This is a genomic window from Natronococcus occultus SP4 (genome assembly GCF_000328685.1).
GTDB classification, from domain to species: Archaea; Halobacteriota; Halobacteria; order Halobacteriales; family Natrialbaceae; genus Natronococcus; species Natronococcus occultus.
On sequence record NC_019974.1, the window covers coordinates 514231 to 535115 of the forward strand.

Sequence of the window (20885 nt, forward strand, 5' to 3'; positions counted from 1 at the left end):
GTCAGTCGACGGCATCGGGCTCGTCTCCCGCGCCGGACTCCGCCCCGGGTCCACGGGCGTCGCCGTCCTCGTCGATGATCCCCTCGGTCCAGGTCCCCAGCCGGAACCAGCCGACGGCGACGACGAACGAGGCGACCATCCCGAACGAGAACGCCCACCAGATCCCCGCGACGCCGAGGTCGATCGCGGCGACAGTCGGGATCGTCACGCCGATGAACGGCACCGTCACGGCCGTGAAGGCAAGCACCAGCGCGACCGGAACCCGGAAGATCCACCGCGAGAGAAAGGACAGCACCATCGCCTCGCGGGTGTTGCCGGCGCCGCGGAACGCGCCTTGCAGCACCATCACGCCCGCGAACAACGCCCAGAACGGCGCCATAATTCGCAAGAAGAGAACGCCCTCGGCGATCACGGCTGGATCGGCGACGAAGATTCCCATTGCCTGGGCCGGGAAGGCGACGAGGACGGCGGCGACCACGAAGATCAACAGCATCGTCCCCGCCGTGGCGATCCGCGCGACGGCTGCGGCTCGGTCGGGCGTCCTCGCGCCGAGGTTCTGGCCGACGCCGGTCGCCGTCGCGTTACCGACCGCGCCCGCGACGGCCCACGTGACCGACATGTACCGCACGCCGATCCCGTAGGCTGCGGTCGGCGCGGCCCCGAAACGGGCGACGAAGCCGGCCATCGCGACCGACGCGAAGCTGCGCGCCCAGCCGTCGATCGTCGCCGGGTAGCCGACGTCGATCAGCCGGCGCTGGACCGAGAGGTCGGGCGCGAGGTCGCCGATCCGGAGCCGAACGCCGAACCGTCCGTCGAGCAGGATGTAGATTCCGACGACGGCCGCGAACGCGCGGGCGATGAACGTCGCGATCGCCGCGCCGCGGGTTCCCAGCTCGGGGAACGGCCCCCAGCCGAGGATGAGGAACGGATCGAGGACGACGTTCAGTCCGGCGGAGACGAGCACCAGCCACATCGCGGTCTTGGTGTCGCCGGCGCCCTGCAGCGACGACCGGAACGCGAAGAACAGAAACGTCAGGGGAAGGGCGAGAAAGATCACCTCGATGTAGGCCAGTGCCTCGACGAAGACCTGATCACGCGCGCCGATCAACCACAGTAGGGGTCGACGGAAGTAGAGGCCGACGGCGGCGAGGACGCTCGAAACCGCGAGCGCGAGCAGGATCGTCTGGGCGACGACCCGGTCTGCCATTCGGTCGTCGTCGGCGCCGACGTACTGGGAGACCAACGCGATCGTCGCCGCCGTCAGTCCCATCGCCGTCGAGACGAACATCCACGACAGGGGAAACATCAGCGAGACGGCCGCGACGGCCTCGCTGCTCACGCGACCGACCCAGAACATATCCGCGAGATTGTAGAAGGTCTGCAGAAGGTTGCCGAGCACGAGCGGCCAGGCTAACTGGAGGAGCTTCGGGGGGATCGATCCCGTCGTCATGTCGACGCGTTTGCGTTCTGGCTCGGACTCGGACACGGCGTTGCAGTGGAGGTTCTCTCCGGGCGGACCAAAAGGGCTCGACTCCCCGGTTCCGTTGCCGACTTTCGGGCCCCGTCCCGACCGAACCGGACGCGCCGACACGGTTCGCGCTCGGCGCAGTCGACGACACCTCGTGCACGCGCGAGCGCAAACCGTGCGCGAGCGCAACGCCCGCGTAACGCACGCACACCCGCGCTGTCTGCGGGTTTTGCCGAAAGCGTTATCAGAGGCTCGATCGTACCGGGCGACCATGACCGCAGTTTTCGCTCCGGACCTGCCGCCCGAGCCGCGAGGTGATCGACGGTGGAACTGATCATCACCGAGAAGGACAACGCCGCGCGACGGATCGCCGACATCCTTTCCGGCGGTAGCTATGATTCGACGCGCGAGAACGGTGTCAACGTCTACGAGTGGGGCGGCAAGCGCTGCGTGGGTCTGTCGGGCCACGTCGTCGGGGTCGACTTCCCCTCGGAGTACTCCGACTGGCGGGACGTCGAGCCCGTCGAGCTCATCGACGCGGATATCGAGAAGACCGCGACGAAAGAAAACATCGTCGCCACGCTGCGGATCCTCGCCCGCCGGGCCGAACGGGTTGCGATCGCGACCGACTACGACCGCGAGGGCGAACTCATCGGGAAGGAGGCCTACGACATCGTCCGCGAGGTCGACGAGGACGTCCCTATCCGTCGGGTGCGCTTTTCCTCGATCACCGAAAACGAGGTCAAAAACGCCTTCGACGAGCCCGACGAGCTGGACTTCGATCTGGCCGCGGCGGGCGAGGCCCGCCAGATCATCGACCTGATCTGGGGCGCCGCGCTCACCCGATTCCTCTCGCTGTCGGCGGGCCAGCTCGGCAACGACTTCATCTCGGTCGGACGGGTCCAGTCGCCGACGCTGAAGCTGATCGTCGACCGCGAGCGGGAGATCCAGGCGTTCGATCCGGAGACGTACTGGGAGCTTTTTGCCGACCTCCGACAGGCGGAGACGACGTTCGAGGCCCAGTACTTCTACCGCGACGAGGACGACAACGAGGCCGAGCGCGTCTGGAAGGAGGCCCGCGCCGACGAGGTCTACGAGACCCTGTCGGGTCGCAACGCCGCGACGGTCGTCGACGTCAATCGCCGTACCCGGACCGACGCGCCGCCCGCGCCGTTTAACACGACCCAGTTCATCCGCGCGGCCAGCGCGATCGGCTACTCGGCCAAGCGGGCGATGTCGATCGCCGAGGACCTCTACACCGCCGGCTACATTACCTATCCGCGGACCGACAACACCGTCTACCCCGACGACCTCGATCCCGAGGAGCTGCTCGAGGAGTTCGTCGGCCACTCGACGCTCGGCGACGCGGCCGACTCGCTGCTCGAGGCCGACGAGATCCGGGCCACCGAAGGTGACGAGGAGACGACCGACCACCCGCCGATCCACCCGACGGGCGAGATCCCGACCCGGGGCGGCGACGTCAGCGACGACGAGTGGGAGATCTACGAGCTGGTCGTGCGCCGGTTCTACGCGACCGTCGCCGATCCCGCGAAGTGGGAACACCTCAAGGTCGTCGCCGAGGTCGACGACGTCCGCTTGAAGGCAAACGGCAAGCGCCTCGTCGAGCCGGGCTACCACGACGTCTACCCGTACTTCAACACGACCGAGAACTACGTCCCCGACGTCGAGACCGGCGAGGAGCTTTCGATCGAGGACGTCGAGCTCGAGGAGAAGGAGACACAGCCGCCCCGTCGGTACGGCCAGTCGCGTCTCATCGAGACCATGGAGGATCTCGGCCTGGGGACAAAAAGCACACGGCACAACACTATTGAAAAATTATACGACCGGGGCTACATCGAGAGCGATCCGCCCCGTCCGACCAAGCTGGCGATGGCGGTCGTCGACGCCGCCGAGAGCTACGCCGACCGGGTCGTCAGCGAGGAGATGACGGCCCAGCTGGAACAGGATATGGACGCCATCGCCTCCGGCGAGGCCGGTCTCGAGGACGTCACCGACGAATCTCGAGAGATGCTCGAGGAGATCTTCGCGAACCTGGCCGAGTCCCGGGAGGAGATCGGCGACCACCTCCGGAAGTCGCTGAAAGACGACAAGCGCCTCGGTCCCTGTCCGGAGTGTGGCGAGGACTTGCTCGTCCGTCAGAGCCGCCACGGCTCCTACTTCATCGGCTGTGACGGCTACCCGGACTGCGAGAACACGCTGCCGCTGCCCTCGACGGGCAAGCCGCTGATCATGGACGGCGAGTGCGACGAGCACGGGCTCAACGAGGTGAAGATGCTCGCCGGCCGCCAGACGTTCGTCCACGGCTGTCCGCTGTGTACAGCCGACGAGGCGGGTGAGGGCGAGATCCTGGGCGACTGTCCGGACTGTGGGGAGGGCGCGACGTCTCCGACGTCGCGAGGCGAAGGCGGTGAAACCGCCGAAGCGGACGGGGAACTCGTAATCAAGACTCTCCAGAGCGGCTCCCGGCTGGTCGGCTGTACGCGCTATCCGGACTGCGAGTACTCGCTGCCGCTACCCCGGCGCGGCGAGATCGAAGTCACCGACGAGCGCTGCGAAGAACACGACCTACCCGAACTGCTCGTCCACAGCGGCGACGAGCCCTGGGAGCTCGGCTGTCCGATCTGTAACTACCGCGAGTTCCAGGCCCGGGAGGCAGACAGCGGTTCGGACCTCGAGAGCCTCGACGGCGTCGGCGCCAAGACCGCCGAGAAGCTCGTCGACGCGGGCATCGAGAGCCTCGAGGACCTGACCGACGCCGACCCCGACGCGGTCGCCGAGGACGTCGACGGTGTCAGCGCCGATCGGGTCCGCAGCTGGCAGGCCGAGGCGTAGCGTCGGCGCGGGCTCGGGTTCGATCCTTCGCAGACAGAGCTCTTCGAGGGGATCAGTCCGAGTCGTCGGTTGCGGGTGCTGACGAGCCACCGTCGGCCTCGTCCTCGGACACCGCCTGGTCGTCGGCTTCGGATTCTCCGTCTGCTTCGGATTCTCCGTCTGCTTCGGATTCTCCGTCTGCTTCGGGTTCTCCGTCTGCTTCGGGTTCTCCGTCAGCGTCAGGTTCAGTTGCGTCGTCGTCCGCAGCGTCGCCGTCCGACGACTCGTTTGCGCCCGCTTCCTCGGTATCGTCGCCGTCTGACTCCTCGCCGTCGTCACCGTCGTCCGCGTCGGCTCTCGCCGCGAGGACGGCCTCGACCTCCGAGGCGATCCGGCTGCCGTCGGTGGTTCCGGTCTCGCGCCAGTGCTCCTCGCCGTCGGGATCGATGACGATCGTGACCGGGTAGCCGACCGCCGAGTACTCTCGCATCGGCTCGGAGGCGTCGTAGCTCACGTAGCCGTTCCCGCCGTGGGTCTCCCACCACTCGCGGAGCTCCTCGGGCGGGAACCCCTCCTCGGAGTCGTACGTTAGCGACAGGAAGCTGACGTCCTCGCCGTGGTCGTCCGCGAGCTGTGCTCTGGCGTCGGCGAGCCGTCCGGCCTGCACCTGACAGTTGCCACAGCCGTTGACGAAGAACATCAACACCATAACGTCCTCGGAGGGGACGGTCAGCGTCCCGTCCTCGCTCCCCCGGGCCGCGACCGTCTCGACCTCCATCGGCCACTCCCGTTCCTCCCCGTCGTCGTCGGCCGCGTCGTCCTCGCCGTCGTCGCCGACCGACGGCGGCCCATAGCGAACGATCGCGCCCGCGCCACCGAGCACGCCGAGACTGCCGATTCCGGCGACGATATCGCGCCGTCTCACCAGTCGGTCACCCCTCGCGGACGACCGCTCCCGCCGATCGATCGACGGACGCGAACCGAACTCATAACCGTTCGTACGGGTCGGACGAAAAAGGGTCCACCGGTTCGGTCAGTCATCCGACTCGTCGGTCGCTCCGTCGGTGTCGTCTTCCGGCGACGCAACGTCGGGTGCAGCCTCGAGGGCGCGTTCGATCCCGGTCACCATGTTGCTCGAACCGGTGCCGCCCGTGTCACGCCAGTGGACGTCGTCGTCGGTGCCGAGGGCCAGCACCGTCGGAAACCCGCTGATCTCGTAGTGGTCGTTGATCGACCCGTCCTCGTCGATGCCGATCGTCCACTCGCCGCCGTGTTCGACCCACCAGTCGGCCAGCTCCTCCGGGGTCGGGTCCGGCCCCGACCGAGGATCGACCAGCGAAACGAACCGGACGTCCTCGTCGAGGGTGATGTCGTCCCGGGACTCGAGTTCGTCCCTAGCGTCGGCGATCGTCTCGATCAACCCCTCGCTGGTCGGACACATCAGCCGCGTCGCGTTGAGAAACGTCACTCGGTCCTCGCCCGGAACGATCGCCGTTCGGTCCTCGCTTCCGGGTGCATCGACCGTCCGCAGCTCGAAGGGGGGCTCCTCGGACTCGGCGTCGTGATCTGCCTCCCTCTCGGCGTCGTCTTCGTCGTCCTCGAGACAGCCAGCCAGCGCCGTCGTTCCGAGAGCTGCCAGCAGCCGTCGCCGTCGCGTTGTCCCCCCGCGTATCCGCTCGCGGTTCTCGGCCGACTCGCGGTCGCGACGTTCCATACGCTCATCGGTACGCGGCCGCGGCTCAAAGAGGCGGTGGTCGATCGAGTCCGTCGGCCCGGTTCCGATGACAATCGCCAGTAGAAATAAGTCCGTTCGGGGAAACGTTGCGCTCGAGACCGACTCGGGAACGCAGGCGTCCCGAGCGGTTCGAATATCATGACCTATGACCGCACGACACGCCCGCGGCCTCGCTCGCGACGACCGACGGCGACGATCCGAGGACGACGATGACCGGCGACGCCGCGGACGCGTCGTCGCGCCCCGACTGCCCGCTCTGTGGACGACCGATCGCGATGGTGACGCTGACCGGGCCGACCGACGGCGTGGTCTCCCCGTGTGGCTGTCGGGTCGTCCCCGACGTCCTCGAGTAGCCGCGAACGCGTCGCTTTTCACGATTCATACCGGAGGTGAGAGCGAACACCGTGCCAGTCGCCACCGTCCTCGCCGGAATCGTCTTCGGCATCGCGCTCGCCGCCCCACCTGGCCCGATGAACGCGATCATCGCCGAGGAGAGTGTCGTCCGGGGGTGGTCGGCCGGCTTCCGTGCGGGACTGGGCGCGATGCTCGCCGACGTTCTCTTCTTCGTGTTGACGCTCGCCGGCGTCGTCGCCGTGATCGACCGCTACCCGGTCGTCCGTCCCGTCCTCTACCTGCTCGGCGGGCTGTTGATGTGTTATTTCGCCGTCGGTGCCGTCCGCGAGGCCCGCGCGGCAACCTCCTTTACCGACGGCGGGCAGACGGCCTCGAAAGGGTTTCGCAAGACGTTCGCGCTGTCGCTGACAAACCCCTACCAGATCGGATTCTGGCTTACCGCCGGCGTCGGCCTGCTGCGGTCGGGAAGTCTGGACGTCCTCTCGCACGTTCCGGCCGTCGGCGCCTCTCTCGAGGGGACGCTGGTCGTCGAAACGGGGTCGCCGACGCTGCTGGCGGGGTTCTTCGGCGGGATCGCACTCTGGATCGTCGTCTACCCCGCGGGGCTGGTGTCGGCCGGGAGACGGATCGACGCCCTGGCACCGATCGTCGCCGCGGGGAGCGCGCTGGTGCTCGTCGGGTTCGGCGTCGTCTTCCTCGCAGTGGGGGCGCTCGCGTTGCTGTGAGTCGGTCGAACGCGGCGCCGGGCGTTCCGACGCGGAGAACCGTTCGGCGGTCGTTATCGAAGTACAGGCGCAAAACCCACGACTTCAGTCGTAGGAGCACGTCACCCCATCGCAGCGATCTCGTCCTCAAGCCACTCCCGGAACCACTTGACCCGCTTGAGCCGCTGGTGGGCGATCCCCTCGGCGGTGTCGCTCTGGACCCGCGAGGCGGCGTCGTAGCCGCGTTCGAGGACGCGCTCGACCATCTCGTCGGTTTCCATGTGCGTGCGAGCCTCGTACCCCATGCGTAACAGCATCAACGCGGTGCCGTTGGCGCCGATCTTGTCGAGCAGGTCGGCCTCGATGAGACACTGGGTTTCAAGCGAGACGTCGTTCAGATCGCCCTGGTAGGCGTGTTGTTCGACGGCCCGACACACCTGGTCGATGAAGGAGTCGGGGTACTCCGCGCGGGACTCGAGGTACTCCCGGGCGACGCGGGCGCCGGCCTCGGGGTGGAGGTCCTGGTCGGTTTCGAGTTTCGCGACGTCGTGAAAGAGCGCGGCGACGCGGGTGATGTCGACGTCGGCGCCTTCCTTCCGGGCGATCTCTTCGGAGAGTTCGACGACGTTGAGGATGTGGTTGTGGCGATACTCCGCGGAGTGCCACGGGTACCAGCGCATGCGACCGCCTTCCTCTTCTTTCTCGACGCTTGCTGCGAGGTACTCGAAGACGAACTCCCGCATCGCTTCGAACTCGGCGTCGGTTACTCTGGATTCTTTTATTTCGACGCCCATGAGAGATCCCTCCGCAATAGATGTACGATAGTCATTGGGTGAATGTAAGCCGGTTTCGCTCTTAGGCCTTTGGTTCCGAATGATGGATGTTATCACGGTCGGTCAACCGTCGTCCGTTCCGGTCGGATCGGCCCCGGCGCGGCTGAACGCCGGCGGGAATTGCAGGATTTTCCGTTAAAGTCAAACAGCCGGCTCGGGAAGGGAGGGTATGAGCAGTGAACAGGAGCAGGAGTCGATCCGTTGTCTGGTTGCCAAGGTCGGTCTCGACGGGCACGACCGCGGCGCACACGTCATCGCGCGCGCGTTCCGCGACGCCGGGTTCGAGGTCATCTACTCGGGGCTGCACAAGGCTCCCGAGGAGATCGTCCAGGCTGCGGTCCAGGAGGACGTCGACGTCCTTGGGATCTCGATTCTCTCGGGCGCCCACGACACCCTCGTTCCGAAGATCATGGACGGGCTCGAGGAGTACGACGCGAAAGACGACACGCTCGTCCTCGTCGGCGGCGTGATCCCCGAGGAGGACCGTCCCGAGCTCGAGGAGGAAGGGGTCTCGGCAATCTTCGGCCCCGGAACGTCGATCGAGGAGACCATCGAGTTCGTCCGCGAGAACGCACCCGAGCGATGAACGCCGACGACGAGACGCTGCTGACCGAGCTGCTCGAGGGGAAACACCGGGCGTTAGCGCGGGTCATCTCGAAGATCGAGAACCGCTCGCCGGGCTACCGGGACCTGGTCTCCGAGCTGTACGCCCACACGGGCGAGGCCGAAGTGATCGGGATCACCGGCAGCCCCGGCGCGGGGAAGTCGACGCTCGTCGACAAGCTCGCCGAGACTTACCGCGAGCGCGGCGAGACCGTCGGCGTCATCGCGATCGATCCGTCCTCGCCGTTTACGGGGGGTGCGGTGCTGGGCGATCGGATCCGAATGGCCTCGACGGTCGGGGACATGGACGTCTTCGTCCGCTCGATGAGCGCCCGCGGCACGCTTGGCGGGCTCTCGACGGCGACCGCGGACGCCGTCAAGGCGATGGACGCCTTCGGGAAGGACAAGATCATCATCGAGACCGTCGGCGCCGGCCAGAACGAGATCGACATCGTCCGCACCGCCGACACGGTCGCCGTGCTCGTTCCGCCGGGCTCCGGCGACGATGTCCAGACGCTGAAGGCCGGAATCCTCGAGATCGCGGACGTCTTCGCCGTCAACAAGGCCGATCGTCCGGGCTCCGACCGCACTGTCCAGGAGCTCCGGGAGATGATCGAACTCGACTCCGGGGGCGGGTTCGGTGGGGGCGGCCACCACGGCCCCGACACGGAGGGCGACCAGCACGGCGCCACCGCGGCGACGACCCAGGAGTCGAGCGAGGACGCCGCCGAGTGGACGACGCCGATCGTCGAGACCGTCGCGACCGACGGCACCGGCGTCGAGACGTTCATCGACGAGCTGGCTGCCCACCGGGAGTTCCTCGTCGATTCCGGTACCCGAACGGAGAAGGCCCGCCAGCGCTACGCCGAGGAGATCCGCACACTGCTTCGCGAGGACGTCCACGCGATGCTCGAAGACGAACTCGAGGACGCGGGCGGGATCGACGAGCTGGCGGCCGCGGTCGCCGCGGGCGAGACCGATCCCTACACGATCGCCGACGACGTCCTCGCGCCGGTCGAGGACTGCCTCGAGGACGTCGACACCCGGACCCGGTAACTGTGCCGACCGCAAATCTAAGGCGGTCGCCGCGGTACGGGACGGTATGCGACTCCGAACAGTTCTGGGCGGTATCGTCGGCACCGTCGGGGCGGCCGCGGTCGGGAATCGACTGCTGAAACGCCGTGCCAGCGAGTTCGACCACCGGCTCACCGGGATCGAGCGAACCTACCGCTGGCGCGGGATGGAGGTGAGCTACACCGTCGCGGGCGACCCCGACGACGAGGAGATGCTGTTGCTCCACGGGATCCACGCCGGCGCCAGCAGCTACGAGTTCGAGCCCGTCATCGAGCGGCTGGCCGAGAACTACCGCGTCGTCGCGGTCGATCTCCCCGGGTTCGGCCGCTCGGAGCGCCCGCCGCTGGTTTACTCGGCGGGACTGTACGCCGAGTTCGTCCGGGATTTCGCAGCCGACGTCACCGACGAGCCGATCGTCGTCGCGTCCTCGTTGACCGGAGCTTTCGCCGTCGACGCGGCCGAAGACAGCGAGTTCGCCCACCTCGTGTTGATCGGGCCGACTGCCGACACCGGCGGCAAGCGACCGTGGCTGCGCACCCTGCTTCGCTCGCCCGTGGTCGGAACGACCCTCTTTAACCTGCTGGCGAGCAAACCCTCGATCCGGTACTTCTACGACCGCGACGGCTACTACGAACCCGACCGGATCGACGACGAGGAGGTCGCGTACGCCTGGACGAGCGCCCACCAGCCAGGCGCCCGATACGCGCCCGCCTCCTTCGCCTCGGGGACGCTCGATCCCGACTTCGATCTGCAGACCGAGCTCGCCGCCCTGGAGACGCCGACCACGCTCGTCTGGGGCCGGGACGCCGAGCTCGTCCCGCTGCGGGAGGGCCGTACCCTCGCCGACGCGGCCGACCTGGATCTGGTCGTCATCGACTACGCGACCCAGCTCCCCCACGCCGAACACCCCGAGAAGTTCGTCGAGTATCTGACGACCGAGCTGCTGGCGGGTGATCTCGGGGTCGACTCCGACGCCGACTCGAACACCGGTATCGGCTCGGACTCCGACGTCGAAGCGTAGTCGAGCGATCGGCGAGCTGACGGCACCCTCGAAAACAAGCGAGAAGAAGCGAACGGCGGGAAGTCCTCAGAACAGCGGCTCGGGGGTCGCCGGCGGCGTCCGCTTGTGGGCGCTTTCCTCGTGGAACTCCTGGATGCGCTCGACGGCCTCGACCGAGGTGTCGGTCAGTCGGGCGGTGACCGACGCCGGGAGGTTGCCGTCGACGTAGAACGCGAGGACGGCGTCGAGGGTGTCGTAGCTCATTCCCATCTCCTCCTCGTCGGTGTCGTAGTCGACCATCCCGCCCGTCGGCGTCTTCTGGACGACCGACTCGTCGACGCCCAGGTGGGCCGCGACCTGCCGGACCTGCTGTTTGTAGAGGTTGGCGAGCGGGTTACAGTCGACGCCGCCGTCGCCGTACTTGGTGACGTAGCCGGTCGCGAGCTCGGCGCGGTTGCCGGTGCCGAGCACGATCCGGTTCTCGCGGTTGGCCAGCAGGTAGATCAGGGTCATCCGGACGCGGGCGCTGGTGTTGCCGACGTACCGACCCTCCCACTCGTCCTCGGAGGGATTCTCGGTCTGGGCGTCGCCCTGGGCCAGGACCTCTTCCATGACCGAGTCAATCCCGATCACCTCGTAGTCGATACCCAGCTCCTCGGCGACGCGTTCGGCGTCGCTCATGTTCGCCTCCTCGTTTACCTCCTTGGGGAGGAGGACGCCGTGGACGTTCTCCGCGCCGAGCGCCTCGACGGCGAGGTAGGCGGTCGCCGTGCTGTCGATCCCGCCCGAGAGCGCGATCTCCGCACCGTCGGCACCCATCGCGTCGACGCGTTCCCGGATGAAGTCGGTCAGGTGATCGACCTGTGCTTCCATCTCGTCTTCGGAAAATCGGAGGTCTACGGGACTGATCTCGTCTTGCGTCTGCTCGTAGAGGTCTTCCATGTGAGTACTGGATAACCGGGCGTCTAACTGAAAAGCTATGCGCTTTCGGTAGCAGATCAGGCCCTGATACCCTCGATTTCGGGTGAATTATCATCGGCGACCCCGGTTTCGTCGGACCGGTCGGTACTCGTGTATGGTAGTCGACGAACTGCACCCGTGGACGACCGCCCGGTCCGTCACGGCTGGAAGCAACGCGTCTTCCGAACCGATCGTCGCTCTCGTTCCGAGAGAGAAGGCAGTATCGCGTTGTTCGAACGCCTCAGACGGGGCTGAACCCGAGGACGCGCTCGCCGGTCGTCTCCGAGACGGTGATCTCGATGTCGACCTCGAGGCCGGTCTCGACGGTCTCGAGGTCGGCGTCGACGACCTGGCCGGTGAGCCGAACGGGACCGAAGGCGGCGACCGCCGTCGCGTAGGGGGCGTCCTCCTCGAAGGCGGGCGTCGGGACGTGGGTGACGGTGAACGTCTCGATCTCGCCGCTGTCGGGCAAGGCGGTCTCCTCGAGGTCGGTCGCGCCACAGTCCGGACAGACCCGGCGGGGCGGCAGCGAGGCGTGGCCCTCGGGACACTCGAGGTAGTAGGCCGCGTCGTCCTCGGCGGCGTCGAGCCACTCGTCGAAGCCGGCGTCCTGGACGTCGTCGCTCATTGTTCGCTCACCCCCGGAGCAAGCACCGGCGTCGTTGCGCTCGCTCGACGAACGTCGCTCACGCAACCACCTCCAGAACGTGAACGGTCGCGCTGGCGACGGTGCCACCCGCGTTGTGCGCGACCCCGGTCGTCGCCCCGTCGACGAACTCGCTGTTGGGGTGGTCCCCCGCGAGCAGGTCGGTGAGTTCGGCGATCTGGGAGACGCCCGTCGCGCCGACGGGATGGCCCTTGGCCTTCAGCCCGCCCGAGAGGTTGATCGGCGTCTCGCCGTCGGCGGTCGTGCGACCGTTCCGGGCGGCCGAGATCCCCTCACCGACCGGCTCGAGGTCCAGCGCCTCGATCGCAAGCACCTCGGCGATCGTAAAGCAGTCGTGGACCTCGGCGACGTCGACGTCGGCCGCGTCGATCTTCGCGTCGGCGTAGGCCTCCTCGCCGGCCTCGCGGGCGGCGGGCGAGCGGGCGAGGTACTCCCGGTCGTGTAAGGCCATCCGATCGCCGCCCTGTCCCGTTCCCGAGATCGAGACCGGCGCGTCGAGATCGTGTTCCTCGGCGTAGGACTCGCTGACCAGCACGGCCGCGGCGGCCCCGTCGGAGATCGGACAGGAGTCGTACAGTCCGAGCGGCTCGGAGACGGGCGGCGCCTCGAGGACGTCCTCGATCTCGATCGCGCTCTGGTACTGGGCCTTCTCGTTGGTCAGGGCGTTCTCGTGGTTTTTCATCGCGACGTGGGCCAGGTCCTCGTGTTCGCCGCCGTACTCGTCGAAGTACGCCTGGGCCATCAGGGCGTAGGCGCCGGGAAAGGTCATTCCCGCTCGGACCTCCCAAAGGTCGTCGGCCGCGATCGCTAAGGCCTCGGTCGCGCCCGCGGTGCCGAGGTTGGTCATCCGCTCGGCACCCCCGACGAGGACGACGTCGTCCTCGCCGTTGCGGAGTCGAAACACGGCATCGCGGACGGCCGCCCCGCTCGAGGCACACGCCGACTCGTAGCGGGTCGCCGGAGCCTGGATTCCCGCGGCCTCGGCCATCAGCGGGCCGTGGTGACCCTGGTGTTCCGAGAGCTCCCCCATGAAGTTACCGTACAACAGTGCGTCGACGTCCTCCCGTGGAACGTCGGCGTCCTCGAAGGCAGTAATGGTCGCCTCCGCGAAGAGGTCCCGGCTCGTTCGCTCGGGACTGTGGCCGAACTCGGTCAGCCCGGCACCTGCGACACGTACGTCAGACATACACATCCCTTGTGGACGGATCGGTTAATACCCCGCGGTTAATATCTCAACGTCGGCGGCAGCGATCGTCGGATCTGGAGTGTTTACTCGCCCTCGAGTTCGAATCCGAGACCGTACGGCGATCGGTTTCCACGCGCTTATCACCGTTTCGTCCTCACGTGCAAGCATGAAATCCGCCCCGTTCGACACCGAGCTTCTGGAGACGCTCACCGAAACCAGCGGCGTCCCCGGCTACGAGGATCGCGTGCGCGAACTCGTCGTCGAAGAACTCGAGGACAGCGTCGATCGGGTCCGAACCGACGCGATGGGTAACGTCGTTGGCACGCTCGAGGGCGACGGGGAGTACTCGGTCGCCGTCGCCGCCCACATGGACGAGATCGGCTTCATGGTTCGCAACGTCCGCGGCGAGGACGACGGCTTCGGCTTCGTCGAGCTCGATGCGCTGGGCGGGTGGGACGCCCGCGTGCTCACGGCCCAGCGGGTGATGATCCACACCGAGGACGGCGATGTTCCGGGCGTCATCGGTTCGCCTCCGCCTCACACCCTGGACGAGGAGGAACGCGAGAAGACCCCGGAGGTCGAGGACGTCGCTGTCGACGTCGGTCTCCCCTACGAGGAGGCCGACGAGCGGATCTCGCCGGGCGATCTGGTCACGATGGATCAGACCACCGAGCGTGTCGGCGAGACGATCACGGGGAAGGCCCTGGACGACCGGGTCTGTCTGTTCGCGATGCTCGAGGCCGCCCGCCGCCTCGAGGCGCCCGACGCGACGATCCACTTCTGTGCGACAGTTCAGGAGGAGGTTGGGCTCCGCGGCGCGAACGCGCTGGGCGTCGACGTCGACCCCGACCTCGCGGTCGCGCTCGACGTCACCGTCGCCAACGACCTCCCCGAGTTCGACGACGGCGAACACGTCACCGAACTCGGTGAGGGAACCGCGATCAAGCTCAAGGATTCGAGCGTCATCACGAACCCGAAGGTCCACCGTCGGATGCAGGCCGTCGCCGACGAGCGGGGGATCGACCACCAGCTCGAGATCCTGCCCGCGGGCGGCACCGACACCGCCGGCTTCCAAAACACCGCCGGCGCAAAACCCGTCGGCGCGATCTCGGTTCCGACGCGGTATCTCCACACCGTCACCGAGACCGCCCACGTCGACGATATCGCGGCCACCATCGACCTGCTCGAGGCGTTCCTCGAGACCGAGGACGGCGACCACGAGTACACGTTCTAGCACGACTTCCCCGAGCCGTTCGATCGGTCTTCCCGATTCATTATCTCCTGAATATCAAAAGTACAGTGACAGTTCTCGCTACACTTATATCAAATAAACAATCTTTTGTATGTCGGAAGCGTTGACTGTTTCGTGGATCGAAGAAGTGTGCTGCTTGGTGGATCAGTGGTACTGACCAGCGTTCTGGCCGGCTGCGCGAGCGACGGCGACAACGGCGACGACGAGTACCAGAACGGTGATGAAAACGGTGACGACGAAAACGGTGATGACGACGCCAACGGTGGCGACGACGCGGACGACGACGAGCTCGACGAGGAGGACGTCGAGGACCGCGAGGAGGGCGAGGACGTCCTCGAGTTCGGCGACCTCGAAGTCCTCGAACACGAACTTGTCGTCGAGGAAGACGAGTTCAGCGACGACATTGCCGTCGAAGGGATCGTCGAAAACACCGGCGAGGAGATGTTCGACTACGTCGAGGTCGGCGTTCGGATCTACGACCCGGACGGCCACCAGCTCGACCGGTACATGACTAACACCCAGGACCTCGACGGCGACCAGACCTGGGCGTTCGAGATCATGGTGCTCGAGGACGCCGAGGACGTCGACGAGTACGATATCGGCGTCAGCGGTAGCCAGTACTGAGAGCCGTCGAGCTGGGTTCGAGCCGACTCAGTCGGGCAGCTGCGCGAGCGAAAACCAGAACGACTCGATCAGCTCGACCCGCTCGACGAGCTCGTCGGGATCGACCGGCTTCGTCAGGTAGGCGTTGGCTCCGGCCGCGTAGGCCCGCTGGACGTCCTCTTCGTCGTTCGAACTCGAGAGCACGATGATCGGGATCCGGCTGTGCTCCGGGTTCGATTTGAGCTCGGTTAACACCTCGTGGCCGTCGGTGTGGGGCAGGTTCAGATCCAGTAAGACGAGATCGGGCTGGGGAGTGTCGTCGTACTCCCCGCGCTGGTAGACGAATTCGATGGCCTCGTTGCCGTTGGTGACCGTGTGGAGTCGGTGGGGGATGTCGGTGACCGCAAGGGCCTCTTCGAGCAAGCGAACGTCGCCGGGATTGTCCTCGACCAGAAGGATCTCTACCGAGTCACGGTCCGAGCCCTCGTCGTCGCTCATCGCTCCTCGGTCGTGGACGGCGGGATGTCGGTGGTCGCCGACAGCGCTTTGACTCCATCGTCCACCGACGCCGACCGGTGCTCGCTTGCTCGTCCCATACACGGGCGAAGCGTACCTACCATCGAGAGCGTACGGACTACCTATGTAACGCTTTTATATATTACCACGGGAATCACGCCGTGTTGCGGACGGCTCACGGCATTTCGTGAACCGCCAGCTCCACGTCGCGACGCCGCCCCTCGATGTCCGCGACGAGTCGTTCGACGACGGTCTCGGCCTCGTCGAGCAGCTTGGGTTCGACCTTCCGGACGACCCAGTCCAGCGAGACGAACCGAGGGAGGGCAAGCGCGTTCTCGTCGGCCGAGTAGGGGTCGTACGTCGCGTCGAAGTAGATCCGACTGGCGCTCTCGGCGCCGTCGGGCGCAGACTCCGGTTCGGGCTCGACGCGCCACTCGCCGCGGGCGTCGACGTCGTTGACCAGGTGCCATCGCAGCGATTTGGGTGGTTCGATCGTCGTCACCTTCGATCGGGCGGTGTAGCTGAGCTTCCACCAGGCGAGTTCCAGGTCGTAGATCGAGCCGACGTCACCGCTGCCACGGACGCGCACTTCCTTGAGGTGGTCGGTATACCGCGGGTAGTCGACGAACGACCGGACGTACGGGAACACCTCCTCGGGGGGGCGGTACGCAACCGTACTGAGCAGGATCCTGTCCACGGGGTGGCTAAGACGGGGATCGGTAGTAAGGATTCCCATTCGGGGTATCGCGCGCCGTGACCGCGACCGACGCCGACGGCCACGGAGCGCGCTCGGCCGAGGACGGTGGCAATCTTCTATACGCCCGGGGGATAACGCCGACCCATGCGAGACGTCTGTATCGTCGGCGGGGGCGTCGCTGGCCTCGCCGCATCGATCTTTACTGCCCGTGCGGGACTGGACACCCTCGTCGTCGACGGCGGCGAGTCGATCCTGGCGCGCAACGCCAGCCTCGAGAACTACCCCGGGTTTCCCGACGGGATCGACGCCCGTCGGTATCTCCAGCTCACGCGCGAGCAAGCCCGGAACGCGGGCGCCGAGTTCGAACTCGGCCGAGTGACGAGCGTCGAACCCATCGACAGCGCGGCTCCGTCGGAATCGCGAGGAGCCGGGGAACCCGGCGTCGAGACCGACCTCGGGCAAGGGTTCGTCCTCGAGACTGACGGCGGGGATCCGATCGAGGCACGGCGGGTAATCGCCGCCTCCTGGTCGGACAGCGACTACCTCGTTCCCCTCGACGTCGGGCGGCTCCAGCGCGGGAACAAACACTTCGTCAGCGTCGACGAGGGCGGCCGAACCGCCGTCGACGGCGTCTACGCGGCGGGCCGGATCGCCGACGAACCCCACCAGGCGATCGTCGCCGCCGGCCACGGCGCGAAGGTCGGCTTCGCGGTGATTCACGACGCCGACGTCGGCTTCTACCAGGACTGGGTCGTCCCCGACGGCTACTTCACGGGTCGGGGCCGCGAGGTGCCCCCGGGCTGTGAGGAGATCGACGACGAGGAACGGCGGCGACGCGACGAGCGAGCCCGGGAGACGATGCTCGAGGCACTGTCGGAGCCGCTGGAGGAACGGCCGACGATGCACCCGAGCGTCGAGCGGGACCGATCGTGAGTCCTCGTCGTCGTCGTCAGGTCGATGGCAAACCGGTACGCCTTCGAACGAGCGCCGAGCGTGAGACGCTGGGCGCCGCGACCGCGTACGCGCGAACGCACGGCCTCGGAACCCCGGTGGAGACGGCGTACCTCGCGGCGCTTCCGGACGCGCGCCGAGAGATCTGTCGCCGGCTCGTCCGCGGGCTGCTCCGCGGGCGTCCGGCGGCGCTTCCCGACGCCGCGTTCGTCGATCCGGCGACCCCCGCCGTTCCCGACGCACCGACACCCCTCGAGGCGCTGACCGGGGATCGGCTCCGCGCGCTCGTCGATCCGATTCCCGACGGCTGTCGTCGGCTCGCAGTGCTTCCGTTTCCGTCCTCGGAGACGGCACTGATCGCGCCGATCACGGCGAGACACGGCTACGATCGCTTCCGGTTCGTCGGTCCGACGTTCCGGTGGTCCTCGGCGGCTGCGGGACGAGACGGCGAGGACGCCGGGCGACTCACCCATCCCGTCGACCTCGTCCCGTTGCTCTCCGGCGAAGACGCGTTCGCCGACGCCGACCAGGCCGAACGGATCCGGACCGAGCTCGCGGAGAGCGTCGCCAACCTCGCGCTGGCGCGGCTGGCGACGCCCGTCCTCGCGGGGGAGATCGAGGACCGAGTCGATTCCGCGGTCGAGTCGCCGCTCGAGGCCGTCGCGAGGGGCGTCCCGAGCGCCGACGCCGCGACCGCCTTCGAGCGGATCGTCACCGACGGCCACCCGTTCCATCCCGCCGGCAAGATCCGACGCGGGATGACCGCCGCTGACGGGCTGGCGTACGCGCCCGAGTTCACCGAGCGAATCGACCTGCGGTTCGTCGGCGTCGACCGGGAGTACGCCCTCGAGACCTGCACGGAGGGGTCCGCTGACGGTCACGGTCGGCTGACCGACCGCCTGTACGCGACGTTCGAGGGCCTCGAGGGCGCGCTCGAGCGTGCTGTTCCCGCGGGGCGGGCGGGTGAGGAGTACGCCGTCGTCCCCGTCCACCCGATGCAGTACCACCGGACGATTCCGGACCGCTACGCCGACGCGATCGAGGACGGACGGGTCGTCCCGATCCCCGACTACGCGACGCCGGCGACGCCACAGCTCAACCTCCGGACGGTCGTCCCCTACGCCACCGATCGCACCGCCGACGGCCCGCTGCCCCACCTCAAGCTCGCGATTCCCGTCCAGACCACCAACGTCGTACGGACCCTGTCGCCCCACGCCGTGACGAACGGGCCGCAGGTAACCGACGTCGTCCGCGCGATCGAGCGCCGGGAGTCGCTCGAGGAGCTGGGGTTGCTCGCCGAGCCGGCGGCGACCTGCTACTCCCCGCCCGGCGGCCCCCACCCCGAAGGCGAGGCGTTCGACGACGCGCGTCACCTCTCCGGGCTGGTGCGACAGAACCCGTCGGCCCACCGGCTCGTCCCCGAGGACGGGATTCCGGTGGTGGCCTCGAGCCTCGTCGCCGACCTCCCGACGACCGGGCGCCCGCTCGTCCGGGAGCTGCTCGAGCGCTACGGCGAGCGGATCGACGCGGCGACCGTCGCCGACGCGGCGCGCGCCTTCCTCGAGCGCTACGTCGCGGTCGTCGTCCCCGAGCAGCTGCGCCTGCTCTCGGCGTACGGCGTGGCCCTCGAGAGCCACCTCCAGAACAGCCTGGTCGTCTTCGACGGCCCCGAACCGGTCGCGACGCTGATTCGGGATCTCGGGGGCATTCGGATCCTCCGGAGTCGGCTCGCCGAGCGCGGGCTCGCGGTCGACCCCTACCCCGACTCGGACGTCGACGCCGCCGACGAGGCGGCCCTCTACCGGAAGCTCTACTACGCGCTCTTCCAGAACCACCTGGCGGAGCTCGTCGCGACGGTCGCCAGCGAAACGCCCGTCGACGAACGGGACTGCTGGACCCTGGTCCGCGAGCGGTGCGATCGGGCCTTCGAGCGACTGCGGGCCGAGGACGCGGCCTCGTCGGCGCGACTCGACCGCGACCGGGCGGCGCTGCTCGAGCAGCCGACGGACCACAAGGCCCTGACGGCGATGCGCCTGCGGGGCAAGCGCCACGAGTACGTGACCAGCCAGATCTCGAACCCGCTCGCCGCGGCTGGCCGGGAGCGGATCGTGCCGTGAGCCGAGGCCGTGGCTGTGGTCCCGTCGCGACGCCTCGCTACGCTTAACACACCCCGGGCGTGAATATCAGCCAATGCTGGAGGGAGTCAACGTCGCACTCGGGGTGACGGGGTCGATCGCAGCCGTCAAAACGGTCGAACTGGCCCACGAACTGCGGCGCCGCGGCGCCGCGGTTCGCGGGGTGATGACCGACAGCGCTCAAGGGATCATCCACCCCTGGGCTGTCGAGTTCGCCACCGAGAACGATGTCGTCACCGAGATCACGGGCAGCGTCGAGCACGTCGAGCTCTGTGGCTACGAAGGGTGGGCCGACGTCTTGCTGATCGCACCGGCGACGGCGAACACCGTCGGCAAGATCGCAGGCGCGGTCGACGACACGCCCGTGACGACCTGCGCGACGACGGCGCTGGGCGCCGACACGCCGGTCGTGATCGCCCCCGCGATGCACGAACCGATGTACGACCACCCCGGCGTCCTCGAGGCGATCGACACCGTTGAGGCGTGGGGCGTCGACTTCGTCGAACCCCGGCTCGAGGAGGGGAAAGCCAAGATCGCCAGCGAGGACGCGATCGCCGCGAGCGCCGCCCGCGCGGCCGGGACTCGTCCGCTCGCGGACCGCCATGTCGTCGTCACCAGCGGCGCGACGAGCGAGTCGATCGACCCTGTTCGCGTGCTGACCAATCGCTCGTCGGGCAAGACCGGGCGGGCGGTCGCCGAGGCGTGTGCGGCCCGGGGCGCCGACGTGACGCTGGTCCACGGCGTCGTCGGCCCCCACGCCCTCGAGACGGGCAGCGGCTCGGACTGGGAGTCAATCCCCGGGATCGACGTTCGCCGGGTCGAGAGCGCACGCGAGATGCTCGCGGCGACGGCGACGGCCTGCGAGGACGCCGACGCCCTGGTCTCGGTCGCCGCCATCGGCGACTACACCCTCGACTCCAGTCCGGAGAAGATCCGCTCCGGCCAGGAGCTGACCCTGGAGCTCGAGCCGACGCCGAAACTCATCGACGAGATCCGCGCGGATCACCCCGATCTACCGATCGTCGGCTTCAAGACCGAGACGTCGGGCGACGACGAGGCGATGGTCGACCGCGCCAGGGAGACCCTCGAGCGGGCCGACCTCGCGTTCGTGGTCGCGAACGACGCGAGCGTGATGGGGGCAGAGCGGACCCGGGCGCTGCTGGTCGAGGACGACGCGGCGCGGACCTACGACGGCTCAAAGACGGGGCTTGCCGTCGAGGTCGCCGACGCGCTCGCGGCCGAGTTCGGCGTCGCCTGATCGTCGGCTTCGCGCCGGCTCCGAGACGTCCTCGGACGTGCGGTTCGGTCACAGTGG

The 20885-nt window shown here is 67.8% G+C and carries 20 protein-coding genes; 11 read left to right on the plus strand and 9 right to left on the minus strand.

What is annotated here, in order from left to right:
- Position 1: 1 nt before the first annotated feature.
- Positions 2 to 1450 (minus strand): MATE family efflux transporter, encoded by a 1449-nt coding sequence (locus NATOC_RS02565; protein ID WP_049888874.1) that lies wholly within the window; start codon positions 1448 to 1450, stop codon positions 2 to 4.
- Between the two features lie 342 nt (positions 1451 to 1792).
- Between NATOC_RS02565 and NATOC_RS02570 the strand changes: the two genes are divergently transcribed.
- On the plus strand, positions 1793 to 4321 hold the full coding sequence (locus NATOC_RS02570; RefSeq protein WP_015319853.1) for a DNA topoisomerase I: 2529 nt from the start codon (positions 1793 to 1795) through the stop codon (positions 4319 to 4321).
- Between the two features lie 52 nt (positions 4322 to 4373).
- On the opposite strand, the gene NATOC_RS02575 is transcribed toward NATOC_RS02570, so the two are convergent.
- Together NATOC_RS02575 and NATOC_RS02580 are read right to left on the minus strand one after the other, a co-directional pair.
- Entirely contained in the window at positions 4374 to 5225 is an 852-nt protein-coding gene (locus NATOC_RS02575; RefSeq protein ID WP_245549675.1) for a TlpA family protein disulfide reductase, read from the minus strand.
- 108 nt (positions 5226 to 5333) lie between these two features.
- Positions 5334 to 6014 (minus strand): thioredoxin domain-containing protein, encoded by a 681-nt coding sequence (locus tag NATOC_RS02580; RefSeq protein ID WP_015319855.1) that lies wholly within the window; start codon positions 6012 to 6014, stop codon positions 5334 to 5336.
- Between the two features lie 230 nt (positions 6015 to 6244).
- Between NATOC_RS02580 and NATOC_RS22185 the strand changes: the two genes are divergently transcribed.
- Positions 6245 to 6388: a hypothetical protein gene (locus NATOC_RS22185; RefSeq protein WP_169330921.1), complete on the plus strand. Its 144-nt coding sequence runs from the start codon at positions 6245 to 6247 to the stop codon at positions 6386 to 6388.
- A 51-nt stretch (positions 6389 to 6439) separates the two neighbouring features.
- Complete coding sequence (locus NATOC_RS02585) at positions 6440 to 7114, plus strand: LysE family translocator (RefSeq protein ID WP_015319856.1); 675 nt, start codon at positions 6440 to 6442, stop codon at positions 7112 to 7114.
- Between the two features lie 101 nt (positions 7115 to 7215).
- Here the strand turns inward: NATOC_RS02585 and NATOC_RS02590 are convergent, their stop codons facing one another.
- Positions 7216 to 7887 (minus strand): HD domain-containing protein, encoded by a 672-nt coding sequence (locus tag NATOC_RS02590; RefSeq protein ID WP_015319857.1) that lies wholly within the window; start codon positions 7885 to 7887, stop codon positions 7216 to 7218.
- Positions 7888 to 8095: 208 nt separating this feature from the next.
- Here NATOC_RS02590 and NATOC_RS02595 point away from each other — a divergent pair, with 208 nt between their 5' ends.
- From NATOC_RS02595 to NATOC_RS02605, 3 genes are read left to right on the plus strand one after another with little or no spacing between them, the layout of a single operon-like run.
- A complete protein-coding gene (locus NATOC_RS02595; RefSeq protein WP_015319858.1) occupies positions 8096 to 8512 on the plus strand; it encodes a cobalamin B12-binding domain-containing protein in 417 nt (138 codons plus the stop codon).
- Complete coding sequence (gene meaB / locus NATOC_RS02600) at positions 8509 to 9585, plus strand: methylmalonyl Co-A mutase-associated GTPase MeaB (protein ID WP_015319859.1); 1077 nt, start codon at positions 8509 to 8511, stop codon at positions 9583 to 9585. The genes NATOC_RS02595 and meaB overlap by 4 nt, the downstream gene beginning before the upstream one ends.
- A 46-nt stretch (positions 9586 to 9631) precedes the next feature.
- Complete coding sequence (locus NATOC_RS02605) at positions 9632 to 10624, plus strand: alpha/beta fold hydrolase (protein WP_015319860.1); 993 nt, start codon at positions 9632 to 9634, stop codon at positions 10622 to 10624.
- A gap of 66 nt (positions 10625 to 10690) precedes the next feature.
- On the opposite strand, the gene NATOC_RS02610 is transcribed toward NATOC_RS02605, so the two are convergent.
- From NATOC_RS02610 to NATOC_RS02620, 3 genes are all read right to left on the minus strand, one after another.
- Positions 10691 to 11545 (minus strand): NAD+ synthase, encoded by an 855-nt coding sequence (locus NATOC_RS02610; RefSeq protein ID WP_015319861.1) that lies wholly within the window; start codon positions 11543 to 11545, stop codon positions 10691 to 10693.
- 259 nt (positions 11546 to 11804) lie between these two features.
- The gene (locus NATOC_RS02615; RefSeq protein WP_015319862.1) at positions 11805 to 12191 is read right to left on the minus strand and encodes a Zn-ribbon domain-containing OB-fold protein; all 387 of its coding nucleotides are present in this window, start codon (positions 12189 to 12191) and stop codon (positions 11805 to 11807) included.
- A 58-nt stretch (positions 12192 to 12249) separates the two neighbouring features.
- Positions 12250 to 13416 (minus strand): thiolase domain-containing protein, encoded by a 1167-nt coding sequence (locus NATOC_RS02620; protein ID WP_015319863.1) that lies wholly within the window; start codon positions 13414 to 13416, stop codon positions 12250 to 12252.
- A gap of 166 nt (positions 13417 to 13582) precedes the next feature.
- On the opposite strand from NATOC_RS02620, the gene NATOC_RS02625 reads away from it, so the two are divergent.
- Together NATOC_RS02625 and NATOC_RS02630 are read left to right on the plus strand one after the other, a co-directional pair.
- The gene (locus tag NATOC_RS02625) at positions 13583 to 14650 is read left to right on the plus strand and encodes a M42 family metallopeptidase (protein ID WP_015319864.1); all 1068 of its coding nucleotides are present in this window, start codon (positions 13583 to 13585) and stop codon (positions 14648 to 14650) included.
- 132 nt (positions 14651 to 14782) lie between these two features.
- The gene (locus tag NATOC_RS02630; protein ID WP_015319865.1) at positions 14783 to 15292 is read left to right on the plus strand and encodes an FxLYD domain-containing protein; all 510 of its coding nucleotides are present in this window, start codon (positions 14783 to 14785) and stop codon (positions 15290 to 15292) included.
- Between the two features lie 27 nt (positions 15293 to 15319).
- Here the strand turns inward: NATOC_RS02630 and NATOC_RS02635 are convergent, their stop codons facing one another.
- A complete protein-coding gene (locus NATOC_RS02635; protein WP_015319866.1) occupies positions 15320 to 15769 on the minus strand; it encodes a response regulator in 450 nt (149 codons plus the stop codon).
- A 193-nt stretch (positions 15770 to 15962) separates the two neighbouring features.
- On the minus strand, positions 15963 to 16484 hold the full coding sequence (locus NATOC_RS02640; protein ID WP_049888628.1) for a type II toxin-antitoxin system RatA family toxin: 522 nt from the start codon (positions 16482 to 16484) through the stop codon (positions 15963 to 15965).
- Positions 16485 to 16628: 144 nt separating this feature from the next.
- On the opposite strand from NATOC_RS02640, the gene NATOC_RS02645 reads away from it, so the two are divergent.
- The 3 genes from NATOC_RS02645 to coaBC all read left to right on the plus strand — a co-directional run bounded on the left by NATOC_RS02645 (position 16629) and on the right by coaBC (position 20828).
- Positions 16629 to 17417, plus strand: coding sequence for an NAD(P)/FAD-dependent oxidoreductase (locus tag NATOC_RS02645; RefSeq protein WP_015319868.1), 789 nt, complete (start codon positions 16629 to 16631; stop codon positions 17415 to 17417).
- Positions 17414 to 19552 (plus strand): IucA/IucC family protein, encoded by a 2139-nt coding sequence (locus NATOC_RS02650; RefSeq protein WP_049888629.1) that lies wholly within the window; start codon positions 17414 to 17416, stop codon positions 19550 to 19552. The genes NATOC_RS02645 and NATOC_RS02650 overlap by 4 nt, the downstream gene beginning before the upstream one ends.
- Positions 19553 to 19625: 73 nt before the next feature.
- Entirely contained in the window at positions 19626 to 20828 is a 1203-nt protein-coding gene (gene coaBC, locus NATOC_RS02655; protein WP_015319870.1) for a bifunctional phosphopantothenoylcysteine decarboxylase/phosphopantothenate--cysteine ligase CoaBC, read from the plus strand.
- The last annotated feature ends 57 nt before the right edge of the window (positions 20829 to 20885 follow it).